We start from the raw sequence: 19212 nt of genomic DNA on the forward strand, positions 1-19212 counted from the left end.
AAGTCATTTAGGGCGTTTTTTTTTCTTTTTTACTCTATTTTCTTTTAAAAAATATCAATATCTCCTTTTCCTTCGCGAACAACTTCAGGTTCATAGCCCGATAAATCGATGATTGTTGAAGGAGTGTTATCACCATAACCACCATCAATAACCATATCGACCAGGTTTTGCCATTTTTCGAAAATCAATTCGGGATCGGTGGAATATTCTAATACTTCGTCGTCATCGTGAATGGATGTTGAAACGATTGGATTGCCGAGTTTTCTAACAATTTCAAGCGCAATGTTATTATCGGGAACACGGATACCGACTGTTTTTTTCTTTCTGAATTCTTTTGGCAAATCGTTATTTCCTGGAAGAATGAAAGTATATGGTCCAGGCAATGCACGTTTTAAAATCTTAAACGTTGGTGTATCTATCTGACGAACATAATCGGAAAGGTTACTTAAATCACTACACACAAATGAGAAATTGGCTTTGTCCAATTTAATTCCTTTGATTTTGGCAATCTTTTCTAATGCACGAGAATTGGTTATATCACAACCCAATCCGTAAACCGTATCGGTTGGATAAATCACCAAACCACCATTGCGCAACACATCTACTACCTTTTGAATAGCGGCTTCGCTGGGTTTGTCTTCGTATATTTTGATAAACTCTGCCATTTATTTTTGTTTCAGGTTTCAAGTTTCAAGTTAAAATAATATTATCCTATAACTTCAAGTTTTGCAAACTTTAATAATAACTTTTTTATTCCGCCAACGTCAAATTTTATTTCGGCTTTTTTGTCAGCTCCAACGCCTTCGAGGTTCAGGATTTCTCCTTTTCCGAAGCGTTCGTGCATTACGATATTTCCAACGGTTAGTTTGCTGTCAAACAAATTAGTGTTACTATTTGAAGTGCTTGAATTTACAGGTTTTAATTTACGAATATTTAACGAAGAAACAGGTTCTTCTCCATATCTTTTTGGTGGTGTACCCGAAACTGGCTTAGTAGTTCGCAATTTTGACTTATCGATATCACCAAAAATATCCAAGTCGATGGTTGGTTTATAACGATAACCTGTGTTTTCGGCTGGATTCATATATTCTAAATACTCGTCTTTAATTTCTTCGATAAAACGCGAAGGTTCAGCATCAGTAAGTTTTCCCCAACGGTAGCGCGATTGTGCATAGGTTAAATACGCTTGATGTTCGGCTCTTGTTAGAGCAACATAAAACAAACGGCGTTCTTCTTCGAGTTCGCTGCGCGTGTTTAAACTCATGGCCGATGGAAATAAATCTTCTTCTAAACCTACGATAAATACATAAGGAAACTCTAAACCTTTTGCCAAGTGAATAGTCATCAGCGCAACTCTATCGTCATCGCCTGTATCTTTATCTAAATCGGTTGCAAGAGCTACATCTTCGAGGAATTCGGATAATGCGCCACGAGCACCATCAACTTCTTTTTGTCCTTCGGTGAAGTCTTTGATACCGTTGAGTAATTCTTCAATGTTTTCAAGTCTAGCGATACCTTCGGGAGTTCCGTCTTTTTTCAATTCCTGAACCAAACCTGTTTTCTTGGTTACATGTTCGGCAAGGTAAAAGGCATCCTGGCTTTCGTTGATGATTTGGAAACTCTTAATCATGTTTACAAAATCCTCTAACTTAGTTTTGGTTCCTGAATTGAGTTTTAAATCAATCTTATCGATGTTTTCCATTACTTCAAAAATGGAACGCTTGTAATGATTGGCTGCTATGGTTAGTTTTTCGACTGTTGTATCACCTATTCCACGAGCTGGATAATTGATTACACGAACTAAAGCTTCTTCGTCTTTTGGGTTAATTACCAAACGCAAATAACACAATACATCTTTAATTTCCTTGCGTTGATAGAACGACAAACCACCATAAATTCGATAAGGAATATCTTTTTTGCGCAACGCATCTTCTATGGCACGGGATTGTGCATTGGTTCTGTATAACACTGCAAACTGCCCGTTGTGCATTTGCTGATTCATTTTGACTTCAAAGATTTCGCTGGCTACAAATCGGCCTTCTTCTCCATCGGTAATGCTGCGGTGTACTTTTACTTTTGGTCCGTAATCGTTGGCTGTCCAAACTACTTTTTCGAGTTTGGTTTTATTTTTATCGATGATGGAATTGGCGGCTTCTACTATGTTCTTGGTAGAACGATAGTTTTGTTCCAAGCGATAGGTTTGCACGTTATCATAATCCTTTTGGAAGTTCAAAATGTTATTGATGTTGGCACCACGAAACGCATAGATACTTTGTGCATCATCGCCTACTACGCAAATGTTTTGAAACTTATCGCTCAAGGCACGCACAATCAAGTATTGGGAATGATTGGTATCCTGATACTCATCAACCAAAATGTAGCGGAAACGGTCTTGGTATTTTGCCAATACATCTGGAAAACGATTTAAAAGCTCGTTTGTTTTCAATAATAAATCATCAAAGTCCATTGCGCCTGATTTGAAACAACGTTCTACATAATTGGCATAGATTTCTCCCAATCGCGGCTTTTTGCTCATGGCATCAGCTTCCATTAATTCGGGATTGTTGAAATAGGCTTTTACGGTTATTAATGAGTTTTTATAGGATGAAATTCGGCTAAAAACCTGCTTTGGTTTATAGATGTCTTTGTCTAATTGCATTTCCTTGATAATGGCAGAAATCAAACGAACAGAATCCTGAGAATCATAAATGGTGAAATTAGACGGATAGCCCAATTTCTCTGCTTCAATACGCAAAATCTTTGCAAAAACTGAGTGGAATGTTCCCATCCAAAGGTTTTTGGCTTCATTGCTACCAACGATATCCGAGATACGTTTTTTCATCTCTCGCGCTGCTTTGTTGGTAAAGGTAAGCGCCAAGATATTGAACGCATCTACACCCAAACTCATCAGATACGAAATACGAACGGTAAGCACACGTGTTTTACCCGAACCAGCACCAGCAATGATAATCATTGGACCATCCTTCTGGAAAACAGGTTCTTGTTGCGCTTCGTTGAGTTGAGATATATATTTAGTAATCATAGCAATTGCGAAAGTTCAAATTTAATGCTACTGAGAGTCAATAGCAATATTTTTTTCTAGTATTTCTATTATATTTGTGAACAATTTAATTAAAAACTCTAACAAAATGAATATCGACAAATTATTAGAACTAATGATGTATGCTGTACCTTCTTTAATTGTTGGTGCTGTAGCGTTTTATATGTTTCAAAGTCATTTTAAAGACCAACAAAATACTAGAAAATGGTTGCTGTTGAGAGAAAAACAAAAACACAGTATGCCTTTAAAATTACAGGCTTATGAGCGCTTGGCTTTGTTTTTGGAACGTATTAATCCTTCTAAGTTGTTGATTAGAGTAGCACCTTTGAGCGACAACAAAGAAGAATATCAAAACTTATTGATTCGTCATATTGAACAGGAATATGAGCACAACCTTACGCAACAAATCTATATTACGGATGATGCCTGGGTAATGATTTTGAATGCGAAGAATGCGATTATTCAAAATATTAGAAAAACTACCCTTGACAGTAGCATTGAAAATGCAGATAAATTGCGCGAAAAGATACTAAGCAATCTGCTTGAAGGTGAATCAGCTAGTACTGTTGCATTGGCTTATTTGAAAACTGAAGTAGCTCAGGTTTTAGGGTAAAAAAGTACTAAAAAGCGTTAAAATATGTTGTTTTTTTAAAACAAAACAAATATTCTGTTGTATATCAATTAATTAAAGTTATATTCGCACTTTAATTATAATTATAATGAACGAAGGAAAAATCAAATTTTTTAACGAAGCAAAAGGCTTCGGCTTCATTACTCCAGCAGATGGAAGTAGTGATGTATTTGTTCACGCTACTAGCCTTAACGGTCAAGTTCGTGAAAATGATAACGTAACCTATGATCTTGAAGAAGGTAGAAAAGGTATCGTTGCGGTAAATGTAACGGTGGTATAAACTACTTATCTTATATTAATACCAAAGAAAGCCTTCTCGTTGAGAAGGCTTTTTTAGTATCTATAATTATTTAAAATGGCTTAATTGATAGAAAAAAAGCGAACTTTTATTAATAATAAAGAAGGCCTAATTATGTACTTTGCTTCGTTTTTTTTATCTTAGTAGAGAATAGAATTTAATTCTCTTATTCAATAGAATGAGGTTATTTTTAAACTTAAGAAATGAAAAAGAAAAAGAAGGTAATAGTTGTTGGTGGCGGATTTGCAGGAATTAAACTGGTTCAAAATTTAGATGAAAGGCTGTTTGATATACTTTTAATTGACAAAATAAATCATCATCAATTTCAACCTTTATTTTATCAGGTAGCTACTTCGCAGATTGAACCTTCGAGCATATCGTTTCCACTCAGAAATATATTCAAAAGAAATAAAAACGTTCATATTCGTCTTGCTGAAGTACTGAGTGTTGACCGAGCGAATAACAAAATCATGACTACCATAGGTGAGTTTAACTATGATTATTTGGTGTTGGCTATTGGTTGTACTACAAACTTTTTTGGCAATGAAAATATTGAAAAAAATGCATTAACACTTAAATCTACTTATGATGCTATAACGATTCGGAATCATATTTTACAGACGTTTGAAAAAATAATTTCGGCTGATGAAGAGGAAAAAGAAACTCTTTTGAATTTGGTTATTGTTGGTGCTGGACCAACTGGTGTTGAGTTGTCGGGCGCTTTTGCTGAGATTAAAAATCATATTTTACCCAAAGATTACAGAGGCATCGATTTTTCAAAATTTAGAATTTATTTGATAGAAGGCAGTAAAAACACCCTGAATAACATGAGTGAGGATTCCAAAAAAGAATCGAAACGGTATTTGGAACAAATGGGCGTTACACTCTATACCGAAACCTTTGTTAATGACTATGACGGGACGACTGTAACACTCAATACTGGGGAACAAATAAAAACCAAAACAGTTATTTGGGCTGCTGGTGTTACTGGGAATAAGATTGAAGGATTTGCAAAAGAAGAAATGGCTTCGGGTAACCGCCTGAAAGTAGACCGAACCAACAAAGTACTAGGAACTGAAAACATTTATGCCGTTGGGGATATTGCTTTGATGGAAACTCCTAACTATCCAAAAGGACATCCACAGGTAGCCAATGTTGCCATCAATCAGGCTAAGACACTGGTAAAGAATTTAAAATTAATAACCGAGAACAAACCAACTGTAGTGTTTGAATATATAGACCGAGGTTCTATGGCAACCGTGGGTAGAAACAAGGCTGTGGTTGATTTACCAAAGTTTCATTTTAAAGGGTATTTTGCCTGGCTTGTTTGGATGTTTTTACACCTAATGCTGATATTGAGTGTAAAAAACAAATTGATTATTTTTATAAACTGGGCATGGGCTTATGTCACTAAAGATACTTCGCTGCGGTTAATATTAACGCCAAATAAACCGAAAAAATAGTATGTAAAAAGCCTTCTCGTTGAGAAGGCTTTTTTGTTTTGAATTACTTAAAAATCCTTGAGAACATGCGCAACACCTGTTAAGGTATGCGTAATTCCATTAAAATCGTTATAGGTACCGCTAAAGGTCATATCGATATATTCGCCGACGGCTCCAAATTGATTGAGATTGTACTGCATGGTATTTGTTGTAGTTGCACTTATGTATCCAATTTGAGAAGCTTCTATATAAAAAGAACTAGTAGGACCATAAGTTCCGAGAATATTGGTATCACTTCCTATACTAAGCCCATTTCCTGTAGTAGAATCTTGATTATATGCAGAAATATAAAAACCAATATTAGGTCCTGATTGATAGCCTGCCTGAATTGTTTCAAATAAAATTACTGTTGGCTGATTGTCTATTTGATACGAAACGAATTCAGAAACAGCATTACAAGCGTGTATATTACCAATAGCAGTTGTTATTGGTGTGAAATTATAGGTTATTGAGTCGGTGGTTTGAAGACTTTCATAATCGACACCTTTTAGAGTAAACTCAGTGTTATCATTACAATATAATTGATTAAAAGAAAAGTCACCATTACTTACAGTCGAAAGTGAAAAATTATTGTTTCTTTTTAAAAGTACGTAACCGTTGGTTACATTATTTCCATTACATTTCAATAATGTTCCTGTAACCTGAGTTGAAATGGCGGATGAAGCATCAATAGTTACAGCCGGTAAGTTCGTATCGGAACTAAATGGTCCGATAGTGCTTGTGTTACTAATTCCACAGTTAGAAGTAGGATATAAATTCATGGTTAAAGCCTGATTGGCAGGAACTAATCCTGAAACTTGACCACTGGCGTTAGTGCTTTGTATGTATGAAGTAAATCCTGTGCTGTTTACTACCAATTGTACTCCTGCATTGGATACTGGGTTTCCGTTAGCATCAACCACTGTAACGGTTAGAGAAACTGTTGAAGAGAAAGTATCACAATTCCACCAAGAGAAATGGGATACTTCACCAACGTATTTATTGCTTACTTTGGTGGCTATGCCGTCTTCTTTCCAGTAGCCTTTGGTTTCGTCAAAGTGCCAAAGAGGAATGGTGCTTGGTGCTGTGCTTAGTTGGGTGTCATCAATGAGCATGCTTATCTCGGCGGTGTGACCTGATTTGATGTTTAGTTTTTGTCCTGCTGCACCTTTTAGTTCTACGTTGAGCATTCCGAAGGTTGCCAACACGGCTTCTTCGTTATTGCTTCGTTGTGCATAGAGCATTCCTGGCATTAGCTTATCGATGTTTTCATCGGATGTTGTTAAGTGGAACATTGCCACATTTACAGCTCCTGAATAATCATTGCCGTTTTCGTCTTGAAATGCACCGTCAAAGGTTACTTTGGTTCCTGATGGCAATGCTACTTCACTGGATTGTCCGGATTGAATTGTTGCTACAGGTGTATTTGGTAACAACATGATTTTGACGTTGTTTTTTCCTGTGGTTGGCACCATAGCTCTTGAGCCATCAATGTAGCCGGTTTTCTTTGCCTGTATGTAGGCAAACTTTTGATTGACGTTAGCATTGTTGATGATGAAAACTCCGTTGATGTCGGTTTGTGCGGTTGATGTTCCGATAGAAACCGTTACGCCTTGAATGGGATGATTGTCCTTGTCAACGACTTGACCAATGAAATCTCGGTTGACTGCTGCGCCAAAGTTCTCTGCGAAGGTATCGTCGTTTTGGCTGGATGATGGGTTGTCATCATTAGGGTTACACGACGCGAAAGCAAGGCTGATGAAGGCTACTTTCAGGAGGAAAGAGATTCTTTTCATAATTGGTTTGGTTTGTGTTGATAATTTAAAGATACATTATTTGTGAATTAGTTGCGTGAGAAATGGAAATCTATTTTTAGTTTAGGAGGTTATAAGTTAAAAGTGTTTTGAATATAAATTTTTAAATTGTTATAAGACTCTTTCGTCTTCAGAACGATAAGTGAGATTTATTTTCTTTGTTCATCATTTTACTTATCCTAAAAAAACACTTAATCGTTTTTATTTGCATTTTAACAATTATTATCTCAAACATAAATTCATTTATTTTAAATTTAAGAAACAAAATAATATAATATAGAAAACTGAAAACCAACTTAATGAAGTTGAATAAAATCAATTTAAAAACAAAATTGATTTTCAAGAAAGGAATTAACGGTTTGCCTATTAAAATGAAACTATTTGGTTTAAAAAATCAAATAGTAGTAGATTTTAAAAGTGTTAGATTGATGATTCTTTTTTTTTAATATCAACTAAATAAAAAAATTATTTCTTAAGTCTAAAGGGTTCAACTTTAGAAATAATCAAAAAAGCCTAACCATCGAACCTATTTTAATTAAAATGAAAAAAATATTTACAGCAGCAGTTTTAGTTTGTTCGCTTATTATCGGAATTCTCGGTTGTAGTAGTGACGATAGTGGTGGCAGTGTAGATTATGTTGAAGATACAGCATCTTTAATGAGACACATGACAATTCCTGGAGCAGTCCTTAAAAATGGTGATATTCCTGTTCCATCGGGTTCATTGGCAGATAATATAACCAGTATACCCAATACGGTTATTGTTACTTCAAATAGTTTGTTTACCATTCCTATTAGTACTAACTCATCAAGTGGAAGACTTCCTAAAATGATTTTTATTAAATTAGAAGGTTCTGACAAATATTATGAGATTGAACTTAATGAAAATGGTGATATAGTAAATAGTAGAAATTCAAATGTTAATCAACGTATCTTAAGTTGTACAGGTAATGATATCAGACTAAATGCTCAAGGTGTTAACCCAAATTCATATGAAAATAATGCTCAGGTATATGTTTATTCTCCACCTGTTCAGAGTTTTCAGGATTTATCATTCTTATCACAACCTCAATGCTGGAGTACACCACGTACTATAAAATTTAAAGCATTGGATGTTGGAACAGGAGATGTGCAAGTTTCATTGACTTGGGATACACAATCTGATGTAGATTTATGGTTAACAGAACCTAATGGAAATAAAATTTATTATGCTAATAGTACTTCAAGCACTGGAGGTGAATTAGACTTTGATAACACCGTAGAGTATGGTCCTGAGAACATTTTTTATAAAAATTCTGCACCATCAGGTACTTATAAAGTAGAAGTTGATTATTTTTCTGGTGCACCACAGGTAACTAACTATAATGTTGTGGTTAAAAATGGAAGTAGTGTATCTGTTTATCAAGGAACTTTAAGTAATTATGATCAAACAAACTTAGTGACTACTTTTACGAAATAAACTCTTTATAAATTAACACAGTACAAATGGCATCCTTTATCAAGGATGCTATTTTTTTGGTTGCTTTAAAATTATAAGTGGAATAGTTTTTATTTATTTTTGTCTTTAAACACTTGATACATGAAAAAAATTATATACCCCTTTTTATCTTTCCTATCATTACTTTCCTCCTATTCTTGCATGGCGCAGGAGAATGACCCAATTCCTGCTCATGATACTTTTACTATCGATTCGAAACAGGTTGGAGAGCAACGGGTAATTAATGTTTGGGTGCCTGAAGTGTATAAAATCAGTTCTGATTCTTTGCCGGTGATGTATATGGCGGATGGTGGTATCAAAGAAGATTTTCCACATATTGCGAATACTTTGGCGGAACTTATTGGGCAGAAAAAAATTAAACCGATGATTCTTGTTGGGATTGAAAATACGCAACGAAGACGCGATTTGACTGGTTTTACTGAGGTAGAAAAAGACAAAGAAATAGCGCCTGTTGTTGGTGGCTCGGAGAAGTTCAGAGCTTTTATAAGCGAAGAGTTGTTTGCGGAGGTTAATAAACGCTACCGAACTACTAAGGAGAAAAGTATTATTGGTGAATCGTTGTCGGGGTTGTTTGTGATGGAGACTTTTTTGCTAAAGCCTGAGTTGTTTGATAATTATATTGCTTTTGATCCTTCGTTTTGGTGGAATAATCATTACTTGATTAGGCATGCGAAAGCGCTTTTGACTAACCCTGAAACAAGTAAAAAGAGCGTGTGGTTTGCTGGTTCGGATGCGAAGGATATTTATAAGTATACTGACCAACTGGAAAAAATATTAACTGCTCAAAAAAGCAATACTCCAAAATGGCACTATAGCTTTGAACCTAAAGAAAAACACAGCACTATTTTTAGAGCTGCGAAAGTGAAGGCGATTGTTTGGACTTTGGGGGAATAGTTTCAGGTTTGCTTCGCCAGTCGCTGCGCTCGTGTCAAGTTTCAAGTTTTAGGTTTGTTCCTTTTTTTCGTAGTTTTTTTAGTCTATTCTGCGTAAAAGGTTAGCAAAGCTGTTCTTTGCTTTTTTGTTTATTTTTGGATTAGGTTAAAAATCTAAAAGATATAAAACCAGATTAGTAAAACTTCATTCTAAAAGTTAAAAAATGGATTTAAAGTTAGATGATTTAATAAAAAATTTAATAATTATATCTTCTGAAAAAGAGGAACAACTGAATTTAATTGGATACGGGAACGTTGGAACTGAAATGCTTATAAATTTTGGTATTTCAAATAAAAAATTAAGTGGTTTTTTTGAGCAAAATTTAATTAATCAAAAACAGAAAGAAAAACTAGAAGAGTTTCAAGCTTATATAGACGAAAAAGCAAATTTGGATGACAACCTTGATTCGGAAGAATGGAATAAAACAAGGTTAATTGCTAAAGAGATTTTAATAATTTTAAAAGCAAATAATTATAGAGTTTACTTGGATAAATCAGGGAAATTTTGGGAGCCTAAATTAATCATGTGATATAAAAAAACCCAACGGTGAACGCACATTCCGTTGGGTTTTTAACAAACCAATTAAAACCAAAACAAATTATTTATTTAACTATCTCCATTCTTTTTAAATTTTTTATGCCTGCATTTTGAGGTCTTGCTTTTTTAGTTGAAGGCTGAGTTCGTGAGGCGAATTGGGCACTATGGCGAGGTAAATGGTTTCGCTTACATAGCCAAGTTTACTGAAAGTTACTGGCCAAACGCCTTCGGGTAACCTACGGAACAGGTAGTTTCCTTTTTCGCCGCTTTGGGTTTCTATAGCGGTGTTTGCCACAATAGTTACTGTTACGGCGCTTAAGGTTTCGCCTTGCTCGTCTTTTATTTGTCCGTGGAGCGCGTTTTTGCGCACGCCTCGTGTTATTATTTTTCTGCTGTTGAAATACTGTGTATAGAACTCCTTTTCTGAGAAGCGCAGCATGATTACCAAGCCATCAATGCGTTTCATCAACAGGTCAATGTTTTCTAAAAGTTGCTTGATGGTCATCGTGCTGATGGCTTTGTTTACAATAGCGCCACGTGTTTTTGGCACCATAATACCATATTCTATAGTGGCTTCCTGCAAGTCGGTTAGCAAGGTTGGTATTACGCCAAATGGCGCTAATTCTGCCTGTAATGCTGTGGCACGTTCGTGAATATAGTTGCCTAAATCGGTAACGGTGTGTTCACGCATTTTTTTTATTTTGTATTCTCTTTGCTCGATTTCTTTTTGCAATACTTTGTTGTTAATCGAAATAGTATAAGCTTCCATTCTTGCGGCAACTTCTAGGATTAAAGCGGTTAACTCACCACGAAGCGTTAGTTTTTGCATGCGGATTCCTTTGGTATTGCTCGTTTGCGTTCGGTAGTTTTCATTAATAGCATCAATGTGTTGGTCTAACTCCTCAATTAAACTAGCCATGTGAGGCATTTGGACAATGATAGTAGCGTTGGTACTTTTTAGTACCGAACTTACTACTAGTAGCATTGTTAGTTTATCGATTTGTCTGCCGGTCATGATGCTTTTGTTTTAATTCAACTTAAACTTGTATTCGAATCCTACTTGCACTACAAACGTAGAAAATATTTTTGTACGAAATTAAAAAAACATCGATTATTTACATATTTTATCGATAAAATACATAATTTATATAAAATATATTGTAATTATCTTACTAAATTATTTAAATGAATGGGTATTGAAATTGAATCGTTTTATGGTTTTTTGAGATGAAATGAAAAGAAATTGAGGTCGATTTTGGAAGAAATGGGATGAATATGATAGAAACACGTTCTTGCAGGTTGGAAACACAGTGTTACATGATGGAAACACTGTCTTGCAGAGTGGAAACACCATCTTGCAAAGTGGAAACACTGTCTTACATGATGGAAATAGAATCATGCAGTCTAGAAACGGAATCTTACTGTGTAGAAAAGGTTTCTGGCGGAATGGAAATGGTATTTGACAGGTTCTGGAAAGAGAATTATGGGTTTTGGAAGGTTATGCTTGGGGAATAAAAAAACGCTGCCGAAGCAGCGTTTTGTATCTATTGTTTATTTAAACTTTCCTATTCCGTCTTTTAACCAAGCGAGGTATTCGTCGATGTTTGGTGTGTAGCTTATTGGTGTGTTTAAACTCTTTTCGTTTAAATCGGTTAGCACGTAATAGGGTTGTGTGTTGGTTTTATAGCGTGTGATGATGAAATCGGTCCATTTGTTTCCAATGGTTTTTACTTCTTTGCCGGTTTCTTTTGAAACGTATTGCTCGTCGGCTGGTAATAAACGCTTGTCGTCAACATATAACGAGATTAGAACGACATCGTTCTTTAATACCTGTAATACTTTTTCATCTGACCATACATTGATTTCCATTTTTCGACAATTTACACAGGCATAGCCAGTGAAGTCGAGCATGATTGGTTTGTTTACTTTCTTTGCGTAGGCAAAACCATCGGCGTAATCGTGGAAGGTAATGATATCGTGTTCGCCAAGCTCTGCTCCTTCTGGCAATTCGACTTCTGTATTGGCAGATGAACCTCCGAAGAAACCTCGTGGGCTTTCACTATACGTTTGTGGTGGTGGAAAAGCTGAAATTAACTTTAACGGTGCGCCAAATAGTCCAGGAATCATGTAGATGGTAAAGGCTAAAACAAGTACTCCGAAGGATAAACGACCAACTGATATGTGTGTCATCGGGCTGTCATGAGGCGTAGTGATTTTTCCAAATAAATATAATGCCCATGTTCCGAATATTGCTATCCAAATGGCTAAGAATACTTCGCGCTCTAGCAAATGAAGTTGTAATACTAAATCGGCTTGTGAAAGGAATTTGAATGCTAGCGCTAACTCTAAGAAACCTAACGATACTTTTACTGTGTTTAACCATCCGCCTGATTTTGGTAGTGAACTTAACCAGCTTGGGAACATGGCGAACAACATGAATGGTAATGCTAATGCTGATGAAAAACCAAGCATACCAATTGTTGGTGCAATGCCACCTTTGGAAGCGGATTCTACTAAAAGCGTTCCTACGATTGGACCTGTACAAGAGAATGACACGATGGCCAATGCTAATGCCATGAAAAAGATGCCTACTATTCCGCCTTTATCGGCTTGACGGTCGACTTTATTAGCCCACGAATTAGGCAACATAATTTCGAATGCACCCAAAAATGAAGCAGCAAACACTACTAAAAGCAAGAAGAAAATAATGTTGAACCAAACATCGGTTGAGAGTTCGTTTAATGCTTCAGCACCGAAAATACCAGTTACTAATGAACCTAAAATTAAATAGATTGCAATGATGGAAACTCCGTATAAAATGGCGTTTCGCTTGCCTTGAGCAGGATTTTTACTTTGCTTGGTAAAGAAACTTACTGTCATTGGTATCATTGGGAATACACAAGGTGTTAGCAAGGCAGCAAAACCACCTAAAAACGCCAAGAAAAAGATTGTCCAAAGTCCTTTTTTCTCTTCAGGTTTTGGTGTTTCTGTTGGGGTTGTTGCTGGGGTTGCTTTGGCTACAGTGGTGGTGTCAACGGTTACTTCTGTTGCTTTGGCTGTGTCTTCTACAACTGTTTCAGTTGGAGTTGCAACGGTTTCTTCTTTTGCGGCTGGATTGAGCTTTGGCAAAGTAAATGTAAAGGCGTTATTATCATTGATACACACTTCTTTACATACTTGAAAATCAATCGTAGCTTTAATGGTTGTTAGCTTTGGGTTGGTGATTTTTACCTTTTGGGTGAAGGTTGCTTTGTTGGCAAAATAATATTCATCCACCTCAAAGATGTCGTTATATTGTTTTTTATATGGGCTTTCTTTTACTTTACCAATCAACTCATAATTGCCTTTGGCATCTTTGAAATCGAACTCGGCTGGTAGTGGTCCGCCATCTGGTGTGAACTGAGAATAGACGTGCCAGTCTTTTTCGATGGTGGCTTCCATGATTAGATTGACTTCGGTTTCACTGATTTTTTCTACTTTGGAGTTCCATTTTACTGGTTTTACCATTTGAGCGGTTGCAGTTGTGATGCTCAAGAAAGCAAGTAGTAGTAAAAGTATTTTCTTCATTACTTAATTGGTGTAGTTTATTTTTAAAATTTGTGTTGTTTCGTTTGTTACTTTAAATCGTTCGTCTTGTCGCTTGCCGATAATCCAAACAATTTGATTGTTGGAACAAAGCAACCAAGTGTTGGCTTTATCAAAAAGAGAATACTTTTCGTCTTTGAAATATTTGCTCAATTTCTTGGAACCCTTCATCCCGAGAGGAAAAATAACATCGCCTTCTTTCCATTTTCTGATGACTAATGGGAATGTTACTTTTTCTTCGTCCACAAAGATAGCAGTAGGTTCAGCATTTGAAATGTCATCTGTGTTACAAAGCGACAATTTTAAGGGAAATTTAACTTCTTTTTGGTCTTTTTTAATCAGATAATGCACCGATTGGTCTTCGTTTTGCTTCGGGAAAAGTATCAAATAACTTCGGTCTTTTAGCAAAATATAATTTTCAGACAAAACTTGCTTACCCGATTGAGCATTAACCAAATTATAAATATCGTCCCAAGCGGTGAAGCCAAAAGCAGCCAACCAATGGTGGAGATATGCCTTGTAATTGGGGAATGAAAGTAGTTTGGTTAGACTAATTTTGATGGTATCTTCCTCGGAAACGACCTTATCATAGACCAATTGACTGGCGTCTTCGACCATAGATTGGGCTTGTTTGAGATATTCTAAAGTGTTTTGGAAGGATTGCAAGAGGTTGATGTTCTGCTCTTGCAGTATTGGTACTACCGAATGACGGTACTTGTTGCGCTGGTATTTCTCGGTTTGATTGCTGCTGTCTTCGCGCCACGTGATGCCGTTTTTTATGGCATATTCTTCGATGTCCATTTTGGAAAATGGCAGTAAGGTGCGGACGATTTTATCGTTTTGTTGCGGAATTCCGGTTAGGCCTTCTAAACCAGTTCCTCGTGTGAAATTGATTAAAAAGGTTTCTAAACTATCGTTCAAATGATGCGCCGTCAGTATGTAATCGTAATCGTTATTGATTAGGATGGAATGGAAAAAATCGTAGCGTAGGCTTCGGGCAACTACTTGGATTGATTGTTTTTGTTCCTTAGCATAAGTTTCAGTATCAAAGTGCGTTAGAAACAACGGAACATTTAATTCTTTACATTGAGTAGTTACAAACTCTTCATCTTCATTGCTTTCCTCACCACGCAGCTGAAAGTTGCAATGTGCCACGGCAATATCAAAATTGGAGGCTTTGCATAAATGCAGTAAAACCATGCTGTCTATTCCTCCGCTTACCGCCAAAAGGAGTTTGCTTTCGGTTAGAAAAGGAAGGTTTTGGATGATGTGGTTTTTGAACTTTTCGAGCATGTTCAAAAATAGTTATTTTATTTTATTTTTTTGAAGGATAAAAATAAACCTGACAGGTTTTTGAAACCTGTCAGGTTTGATAATGTTTTGGACTTACAAAGTTTGATGCGATTCCTCCTTTGTCGGAATGACAAGTGATAACTATTTATTAAAATATATAATTTAGTATTTTAAATTAATTCGTTTAATAAACTTCTTATCTGAATAAAGAAATACTTTCTTTTTAACTAAATCAACTTTAACAGAATCTATACCATTTTTTATTACAAATTCTGGTCTACTAGGCGCTAAAAATGATAAAGAAATAGAAACTGAATTCTTTGGCAAAATCAATTCAGCATTTCCATTAATATCTGTTTGAGTTTCAATAAATGGATTAGAATTTTTGAGTAATATATTCACTCCAGGCATTGAAATTTCATTTCTTTCAACGATTTTAAATTTCACAGTTCGACTCTGCGCTTGACAAAAATTATAACATATTAATAAACAAATTAAAACTAAGTTTTTCATTTTATTTTTTGAAGTAATTATGATATCAGAATAAATGATAATTCTTGTTTCCCAAAAATAAACAATTTATTCACTCAAAACCTCAAACATCGCATTGGCTTTCAGCAAACATTCTTCGTATTCTTTTTCAGGTTCAGAAAGTGATGTGATGGCGCTGCCAACGGAAAAGGAAACGTATTGTTCCTTGGAGTTGTATAAAATACTACGGATGACAACATTGAAATCGAAATCATTATTGGGAGTGAAATAGCCCACGCTGCCGCTGTATAATCCGCGTTTGGTTTCCTCGAGTTCTTCGATGATGTTCATGGCGGAAATTTTTGGCGCACCCGTCATGCTGCCCATTGGGAACGCGGTTTTGATGATTTCTACTGGCGAAGTACTGGCGTCGACCTGAGAAACTATTGTTGAAATCATTTGATGTACTTGCTTGAAGGAATAGATTTGGCATAGTTCTTCCACCTCAACTGAACTTTTTGTAGCTGTATGAGATAAATCGTTGCGCACTAAATCGACAATCATGATGTTTTCGGAACGTTCTTTTGGGCTGTTTTGTAAATCGAGTTTGGATTGGTTGTCCAAAATCTCATCTTCATAACGCTTGGATGTTCCTTTGATGGGTTGTGATATTACTTTTAGACCTTCTTTCTTTAAAAAACGTTCAGGTGATGCTGAAAGCAAGTAGTTATGGTTGTTCTTGAAGAAAGTTGCAAAAGGCGGATTAGAAATGTAATTGAGTTTGTTATAAATCGTCAGCGGATGAATGGTTGTGTTTTCGGCATAGAATTCCATGCAAAAATTGGCTTCGTAAATATCGCCACGATGAATGTGTTCTAACATCGAAGTCACTTTGGCAATATAACTTTCTTTTGAAATGCGTTGCTTGATTTCCACTTTTGAGGTTTGCACTTCAAACGCAGCACATTGAATTATTTCCTCAAAATCGGTTTCAAACTCATCATCACAAAGTCGCAAATAGTGTACTTCGAGTTCGTTGCCTTTTAACAGAAACAACTTTTTAGGCTGAAAGAAAAACAAATCGGGAAAATGCAAACCGTCGTGATTGTTGGATTGTAATTCTTCTGTATCGTTTTTTAAATCATAGGACAAATAACCAAATAACCAATCTTTAGTTTGCTGTTGGTATTGTTTTAAATCTTCGAAAGCGTTTTGCTCATCGGTTTTAATAGATGTAAAGGCATCGACAGCAAGAATGCAATCGTAGTAGGCATATTTTTGATGGTAGTTGTTACTGTCTAAAAAGACTACTTCTCTAAACTGTTGCGACCAAAGTAATAGCTGGTTTTTAAACTGAATTGGTTCGAAAATGGTTTTAGAAAAATGCGTTCTCAAAGTGATTTCTTTTGCCTCCAAAATTACGATAAAAAAATAGTCTTAAGCAAAAATTAAGTTTGGCACACTTTTTAGTGCAAGTCATTTTAACGAACCAAAACTCATTTTACTTATTGATAGAACATTACTTTTTTTAAGCGCTTTTAAAATTAAACAAAAAAGAAAAATTCTATTAATCATTAAAAAAAGTAAAATGAAACAGTACTCAAAATTGGGTTTGGCATTACTCCTACTTGGAATTGCCTTTGCGTGTAAACAAGCTGACAACACGGAAGCATCAGCAGACGTAACAGAAATTGCATCAGAAAACAAAACAACAGCCGACATGGTTTCGTCGAACGCTGCGGTTGAACCGAAAGATTCTAATCGGAAATTTGTTAGAACTGCCGATATTAAATTTAAAGTAAAAAACGTAGCACAATCAACCTATGTCATTGAAAGCATTATTGCCAAGCATGGTGGTTTTGTAACTTTTACCGACCTGAAAAGTAATATTAATCAAAAGACCGAAACTAAGATTAGTCAGGATAGTATTTTGGAAACCACGAAATATACGGTTGATAACTCGATAACTTTCAGAGTTCCAAATACTGCTATGGATACGGTTTTGAAATCGATGGTGAAAGAAATTGATTTTCTGGATAACCGATTGATTAAAGCTGACGATGTTTCGATACAAATGCTTTCGAATAAACTGGCACAAAAACGCTTGCAGAAAAGTCAAGCTCGATTGGAAAAAGGCATTGACAGCAAAGGAAAAAAACTGAATCAGATAGTTGATGCAGAAGATAAGGTTTTGGATAAAGAAACTGATAGCGATAGTCAACTTTTAAACACTTTGAGTTTGGAAGACCAAGTTAATTTTAGCACCGTTACACTTTACTTGTATCAAAGAGAAACCACCAAGCACGAACTGTTTGCTAATGACAAAAACGCAGATGCCTATAGACCAAATATTGGTTTGCAGTTGTTGGAAAGTTTAAAAACAGGTTGGTATATACTTGAAGGCATACTGGCTTTTATTGCGCAGTTGTGGTCGATAGTATTACTGGGAGTTTTAGGATTTATTGTTTACAAAGTTTATTTAAAAAAGCAATAAATAAGCTGTTTCTCAATAAATTAAACGCCAATATCTTACCGTATTGGCGTTTTTTTTATTAAATTTGATAGTCAATCAATAAAACCACAAAACCATGAAAATCGCAACCATTATTGTTAGAGTATTGTTAGGTCTTACTTTTATTTACACTTCCATGAGTTTCTTTTTGAAACTAGATCCTCAAACAGCTTCAACCGATAGTTTTAAAGCCTTTCACGCTGGATTAGCTGTATCATCTTATATTATTCCGTTAGAAAAAGCGATTGAATTATTATGTGGATTATCGTTCCTGATGGGAAGATACACTACGTTAGCTAATGTTGTTATTTTTCCTGTTACCATAAACATTTTGTTAATCAATTATTTCTTGACACCAGAAACATTACTATTTGCTATTGCAATTTTCTTGGGCAATTTGTTTTTGATATATGGACATTGGGAAAACTACAAACCACTATTTAAAGCACAATAAAAAAAATGTCCCGAATTTCGGGACATTTTTTATTTATCTATTGAACCAAGTACTCGTTTCATAAAATCGTTCAAGGCTTCTTTTTTGTCTTTGCCTTGTTTAACCATTTTATGCACTTCTAAAGCACCGTACATGTTAGAAATCAATTCGGCAATCACATCGAGTTCTTCGTCTTTCAGTGAAGGAATTTCAGTGAGGTTTTCTAACACTTCAATGGCTTCTACAACGTAATCTTGGTCGTTTTCCTCAATAAATTGAGTTAGTTGTTTTATAACTGGTAATTTCATAAAATGAGTTTATGAGTTTAAAAGGTTATAAGTTTAAGAGTTAACCTTAAACTACTTCATTAACTAATTCGGTTAAAACTTCCAATTTATTAGTTTGTGTCTGGTTTACTAAAACACCTTTTTTGAAAGTAGCAAAGGTTGGCAAATTATCCACTTTTGCTAATTTTCTTGATTCAGGAAACTGCTCAGCATCAACCATAACAAACGGAACATTATCGTTTTGAGAAGCCAACATTTTGAATTTAGGTTTCATAATACGACAGTTTCCACACCAACTTGCTGAATATTGCACTACAACAGTATCGTTGTTAGCAACAACATCGGCTAAGTTATCTTGTTCGATTTCTGTAAACATGGT

General features: G+C 35.5%; 18 protein-coding genes. 8 read left to right on the forward strand and 10 right to left on the reverse strand.

The genetic code is table 11. The features are described from left to right. Positions 1–44: 44 nt before the first annotated feature. On the reverse strand, positions 45–665 hold the full coding sequence (locus RN605_RS03770; RefSeq protein WP_313322349.1) for an L-threonylcarbamoyladenylate synthase: 621 nt from the start codon (positions 663–665) through the stop codon (positions 45–47). A gap of 41 nt (positions 666–706) precedes the next feature. After that, positions 707–3040, reverse strand: coding sequence for an ATP-dependent helicase (locus RN605_RS03775; protein ID WP_313325784.1), 2334 nt, complete (start codon positions 3038–3040; stop codon positions 707–709). Between the two features lie 109 nt (positions 3041–3149). Here RN605_RS03775 and RN605_RS03780 point away from each other — a divergent pair, with 109 nt between their 5' ends. The 3 genes from RN605_RS03780 to RN605_RS03790 all read left to right on the forward strand — a co-directional run bounded on the left by RN605_RS03780 (position 3150) and on the right by RN605_RS03790 (position 5453). Continuing rightward, positions 3150–3674, forward strand: a complete 525-nt coding sequence (locus tag RN605_RS03780; RefSeq protein WP_313322350.1) for a DUF7935 family protein — start codon at positions 3150–3152, stop codon at positions 3672–3674. A gap of 106 nt (positions 3675–3780) precedes the next feature. After that, the gene (locus tag RN605_RS03785; RefSeq protein WP_313322352.1) at positions 3781–3972 is read left to right on the forward strand and encodes a cold-shock protein; all 192 of its coding nucleotides are present in this window, start codon (positions 3781–3783) and stop codon (positions 3970–3972) included. A 221-nt stretch (positions 3973–4193) separates the two neighbouring features. Then, on the forward strand, positions 4194–5453 hold the full coding sequence (locus tag RN605_RS03790) for an NAD(P)/FAD-dependent oxidoreductase (protein ID WP_313322354.1): 1260 nt from the start codon (positions 4194–4196) through the stop codon (positions 5451–5453). Positions 5454–5500: 47 nt separating this feature from the next. Here RN605_RS03790 and RN605_RS03795 read toward each other — a convergent pair whose 3' ends face one another. Then, positions 5501–7267, reverse strand: a complete 1767-nt coding sequence (locus RN605_RS03795; RefSeq protein WP_313322356.1) for an Ig-like domain-containing protein — start codon at positions 7265–7267, stop codon at positions 5501–5503. Positions 7268–7825: 558 nt separating this feature from the next. Here RN605_RS03795 and RN605_RS03800 point away from each other — a divergent pair. From RN605_RS03800 to RN605_RS03810, 3 genes are all read left to right on the forward strand, one after another. Further along, the gene (locus tag RN605_RS03800) at positions 7826–8743 is read left to right on the forward strand and encodes a YfaP family protein (protein ID WP_313322357.1); all 918 of its coding nucleotides are present in this window, start codon (positions 7826–7828) and stop codon (positions 8741–8743) included. Between the two features lie 120 nt (positions 8744–8863). Beyond that, positions 8864–9676, forward strand: a complete 813-nt coding sequence (locus tag RN605_RS03805; protein WP_313322359.1) for an alpha/beta hydrolase — start codon at positions 8864–8866, stop codon at positions 9674–9676. A 202-nt stretch (positions 9677–9878) separates the two neighbouring features. Beyond that, on the forward strand, positions 9879–10244 hold the full coding sequence (locus tag RN605_RS03810; RefSeq protein ID WP_313322361.1) for a hypothetical protein: 366 nt from the start codon (positions 9879–9881) through the stop codon (positions 10242–10244). Positions 10245–10349: 105 nt separating this feature from the next. On the opposite strand, the gene RN605_RS03815 is transcribed toward RN605_RS03810, so the two are convergent. The 5 genes from RN605_RS03815 to RN605_RS03835 form a co-directional block, all read right to left on the reverse strand. After that, positions 10350–11267, reverse strand: a complete 918-nt coding sequence (locus RN605_RS03815) for a carboxypeptidase-like regulatory domain-containing protein (RefSeq protein WP_313322363.1) — start codon at positions 11265–11267, stop codon at positions 10350–10352. Between the two features lie 536 nt (positions 11268–11803). Further along, positions 11804–13819 carry a protein-disulfide reductase DsbD family protein gene (locus RN605_RS03820; RefSeq protein WP_313322365.1) on the reverse strand — a complete coding sequence of 672 codons (2016 nt, stop codon included), beginning with the start codon at positions 13817–13819 and terminating at the stop codon, positions 11804–11806. Positions 13820–13822: 3 nt separating this feature from the next. Then, on the reverse strand, positions 13823–15130 hold the full coding sequence (gene tilS, locus RN605_RS03825; RefSeq protein WP_313322367.1) for a tRNA lysidine(34) synthetase TilS: 1308 nt from the start codon (positions 15128–15130) through the stop codon (positions 13823–13825). Between the two features lie 162 nt (positions 15131–15292). Beyond that, positions 15293–15643 (reverse strand): hypothetical protein, encoded by a 351-nt coding sequence (locus tag RN605_RS03830; protein WP_313322368.1) that lies wholly within the window; start codon positions 15641–15643, stop codon positions 15293–15295. A gap of 66 nt (positions 15644–15709) precedes the next feature. Further along, positions 15710–16996 (reverse strand): anthranilate synthase component I family protein, encoded by a 1287-nt coding sequence (locus tag RN605_RS03835; protein ID WP_313322370.1) that lies wholly within the window; start codon positions 16994–16996, stop codon positions 15710–15712. Positions 16997–17189: 193 nt separating this feature from the next. Here RN605_RS03835 and RN605_RS03840 point away from each other — a divergent pair, with 193 nt between their 5' ends. Continuing rightward, complete coding sequence (locus RN605_RS03840) at positions 17190–18095, forward strand: DUF4349 domain-containing protein (protein WP_313322372.1); 906 nt, start codon at positions 17190–17192, stop codon at positions 18093–18095. A 94-nt stretch (positions 18096–18189) separates the two neighbouring features. After that, the gene (locus RN605_RS03845; RefSeq protein ID WP_313322373.1) at positions 18190–18567 is read left to right on the forward strand and encodes a DoxX family membrane protein; all 378 of its coding nucleotides are present in this window, start codon (positions 18190–18192) and stop codon (positions 18565–18567) included. Between the two features lie 29 nt (positions 18568–18596). Here the strand turns inward: RN605_RS03845 and RN605_RS03850 are convergent, their stop codons facing one another. Together RN605_RS03850 and RN605_RS03855 are read right to left on the reverse strand one after the other, a co-directional pair. Then, positions 18597–18854, reverse strand: coding sequence for a DUF6952 family protein (locus RN605_RS03850; protein WP_313322375.1), 258 nt, complete (start codon positions 18852–18854; stop codon positions 18597–18599). Positions 18855–18900: 46 nt separating this feature from the next. Beyond that, the gene (locus RN605_RS03855; protein ID WP_313322377.1) at positions 18901–19209 is read right to left on the reverse strand and encodes a thioredoxin family protein; all 309 of its coding nucleotides are present in this window, start codon (positions 19207–19209) and stop codon (positions 18901–18903) included. Positions 19210–19212 lie beyond the last annotated feature (3 nt).

Origin of the sequence: Flavobacterium sp. PMTSA4 (assembly GCF_032098525.1) — a bacterium.
Classification (GTDB): domain Bacteria; phylum Bacteroidota; class Bacteroidia; order Flavobacteriales; family Flavobacteriaceae; genus Flavobacterium; species Flavobacterium capsici.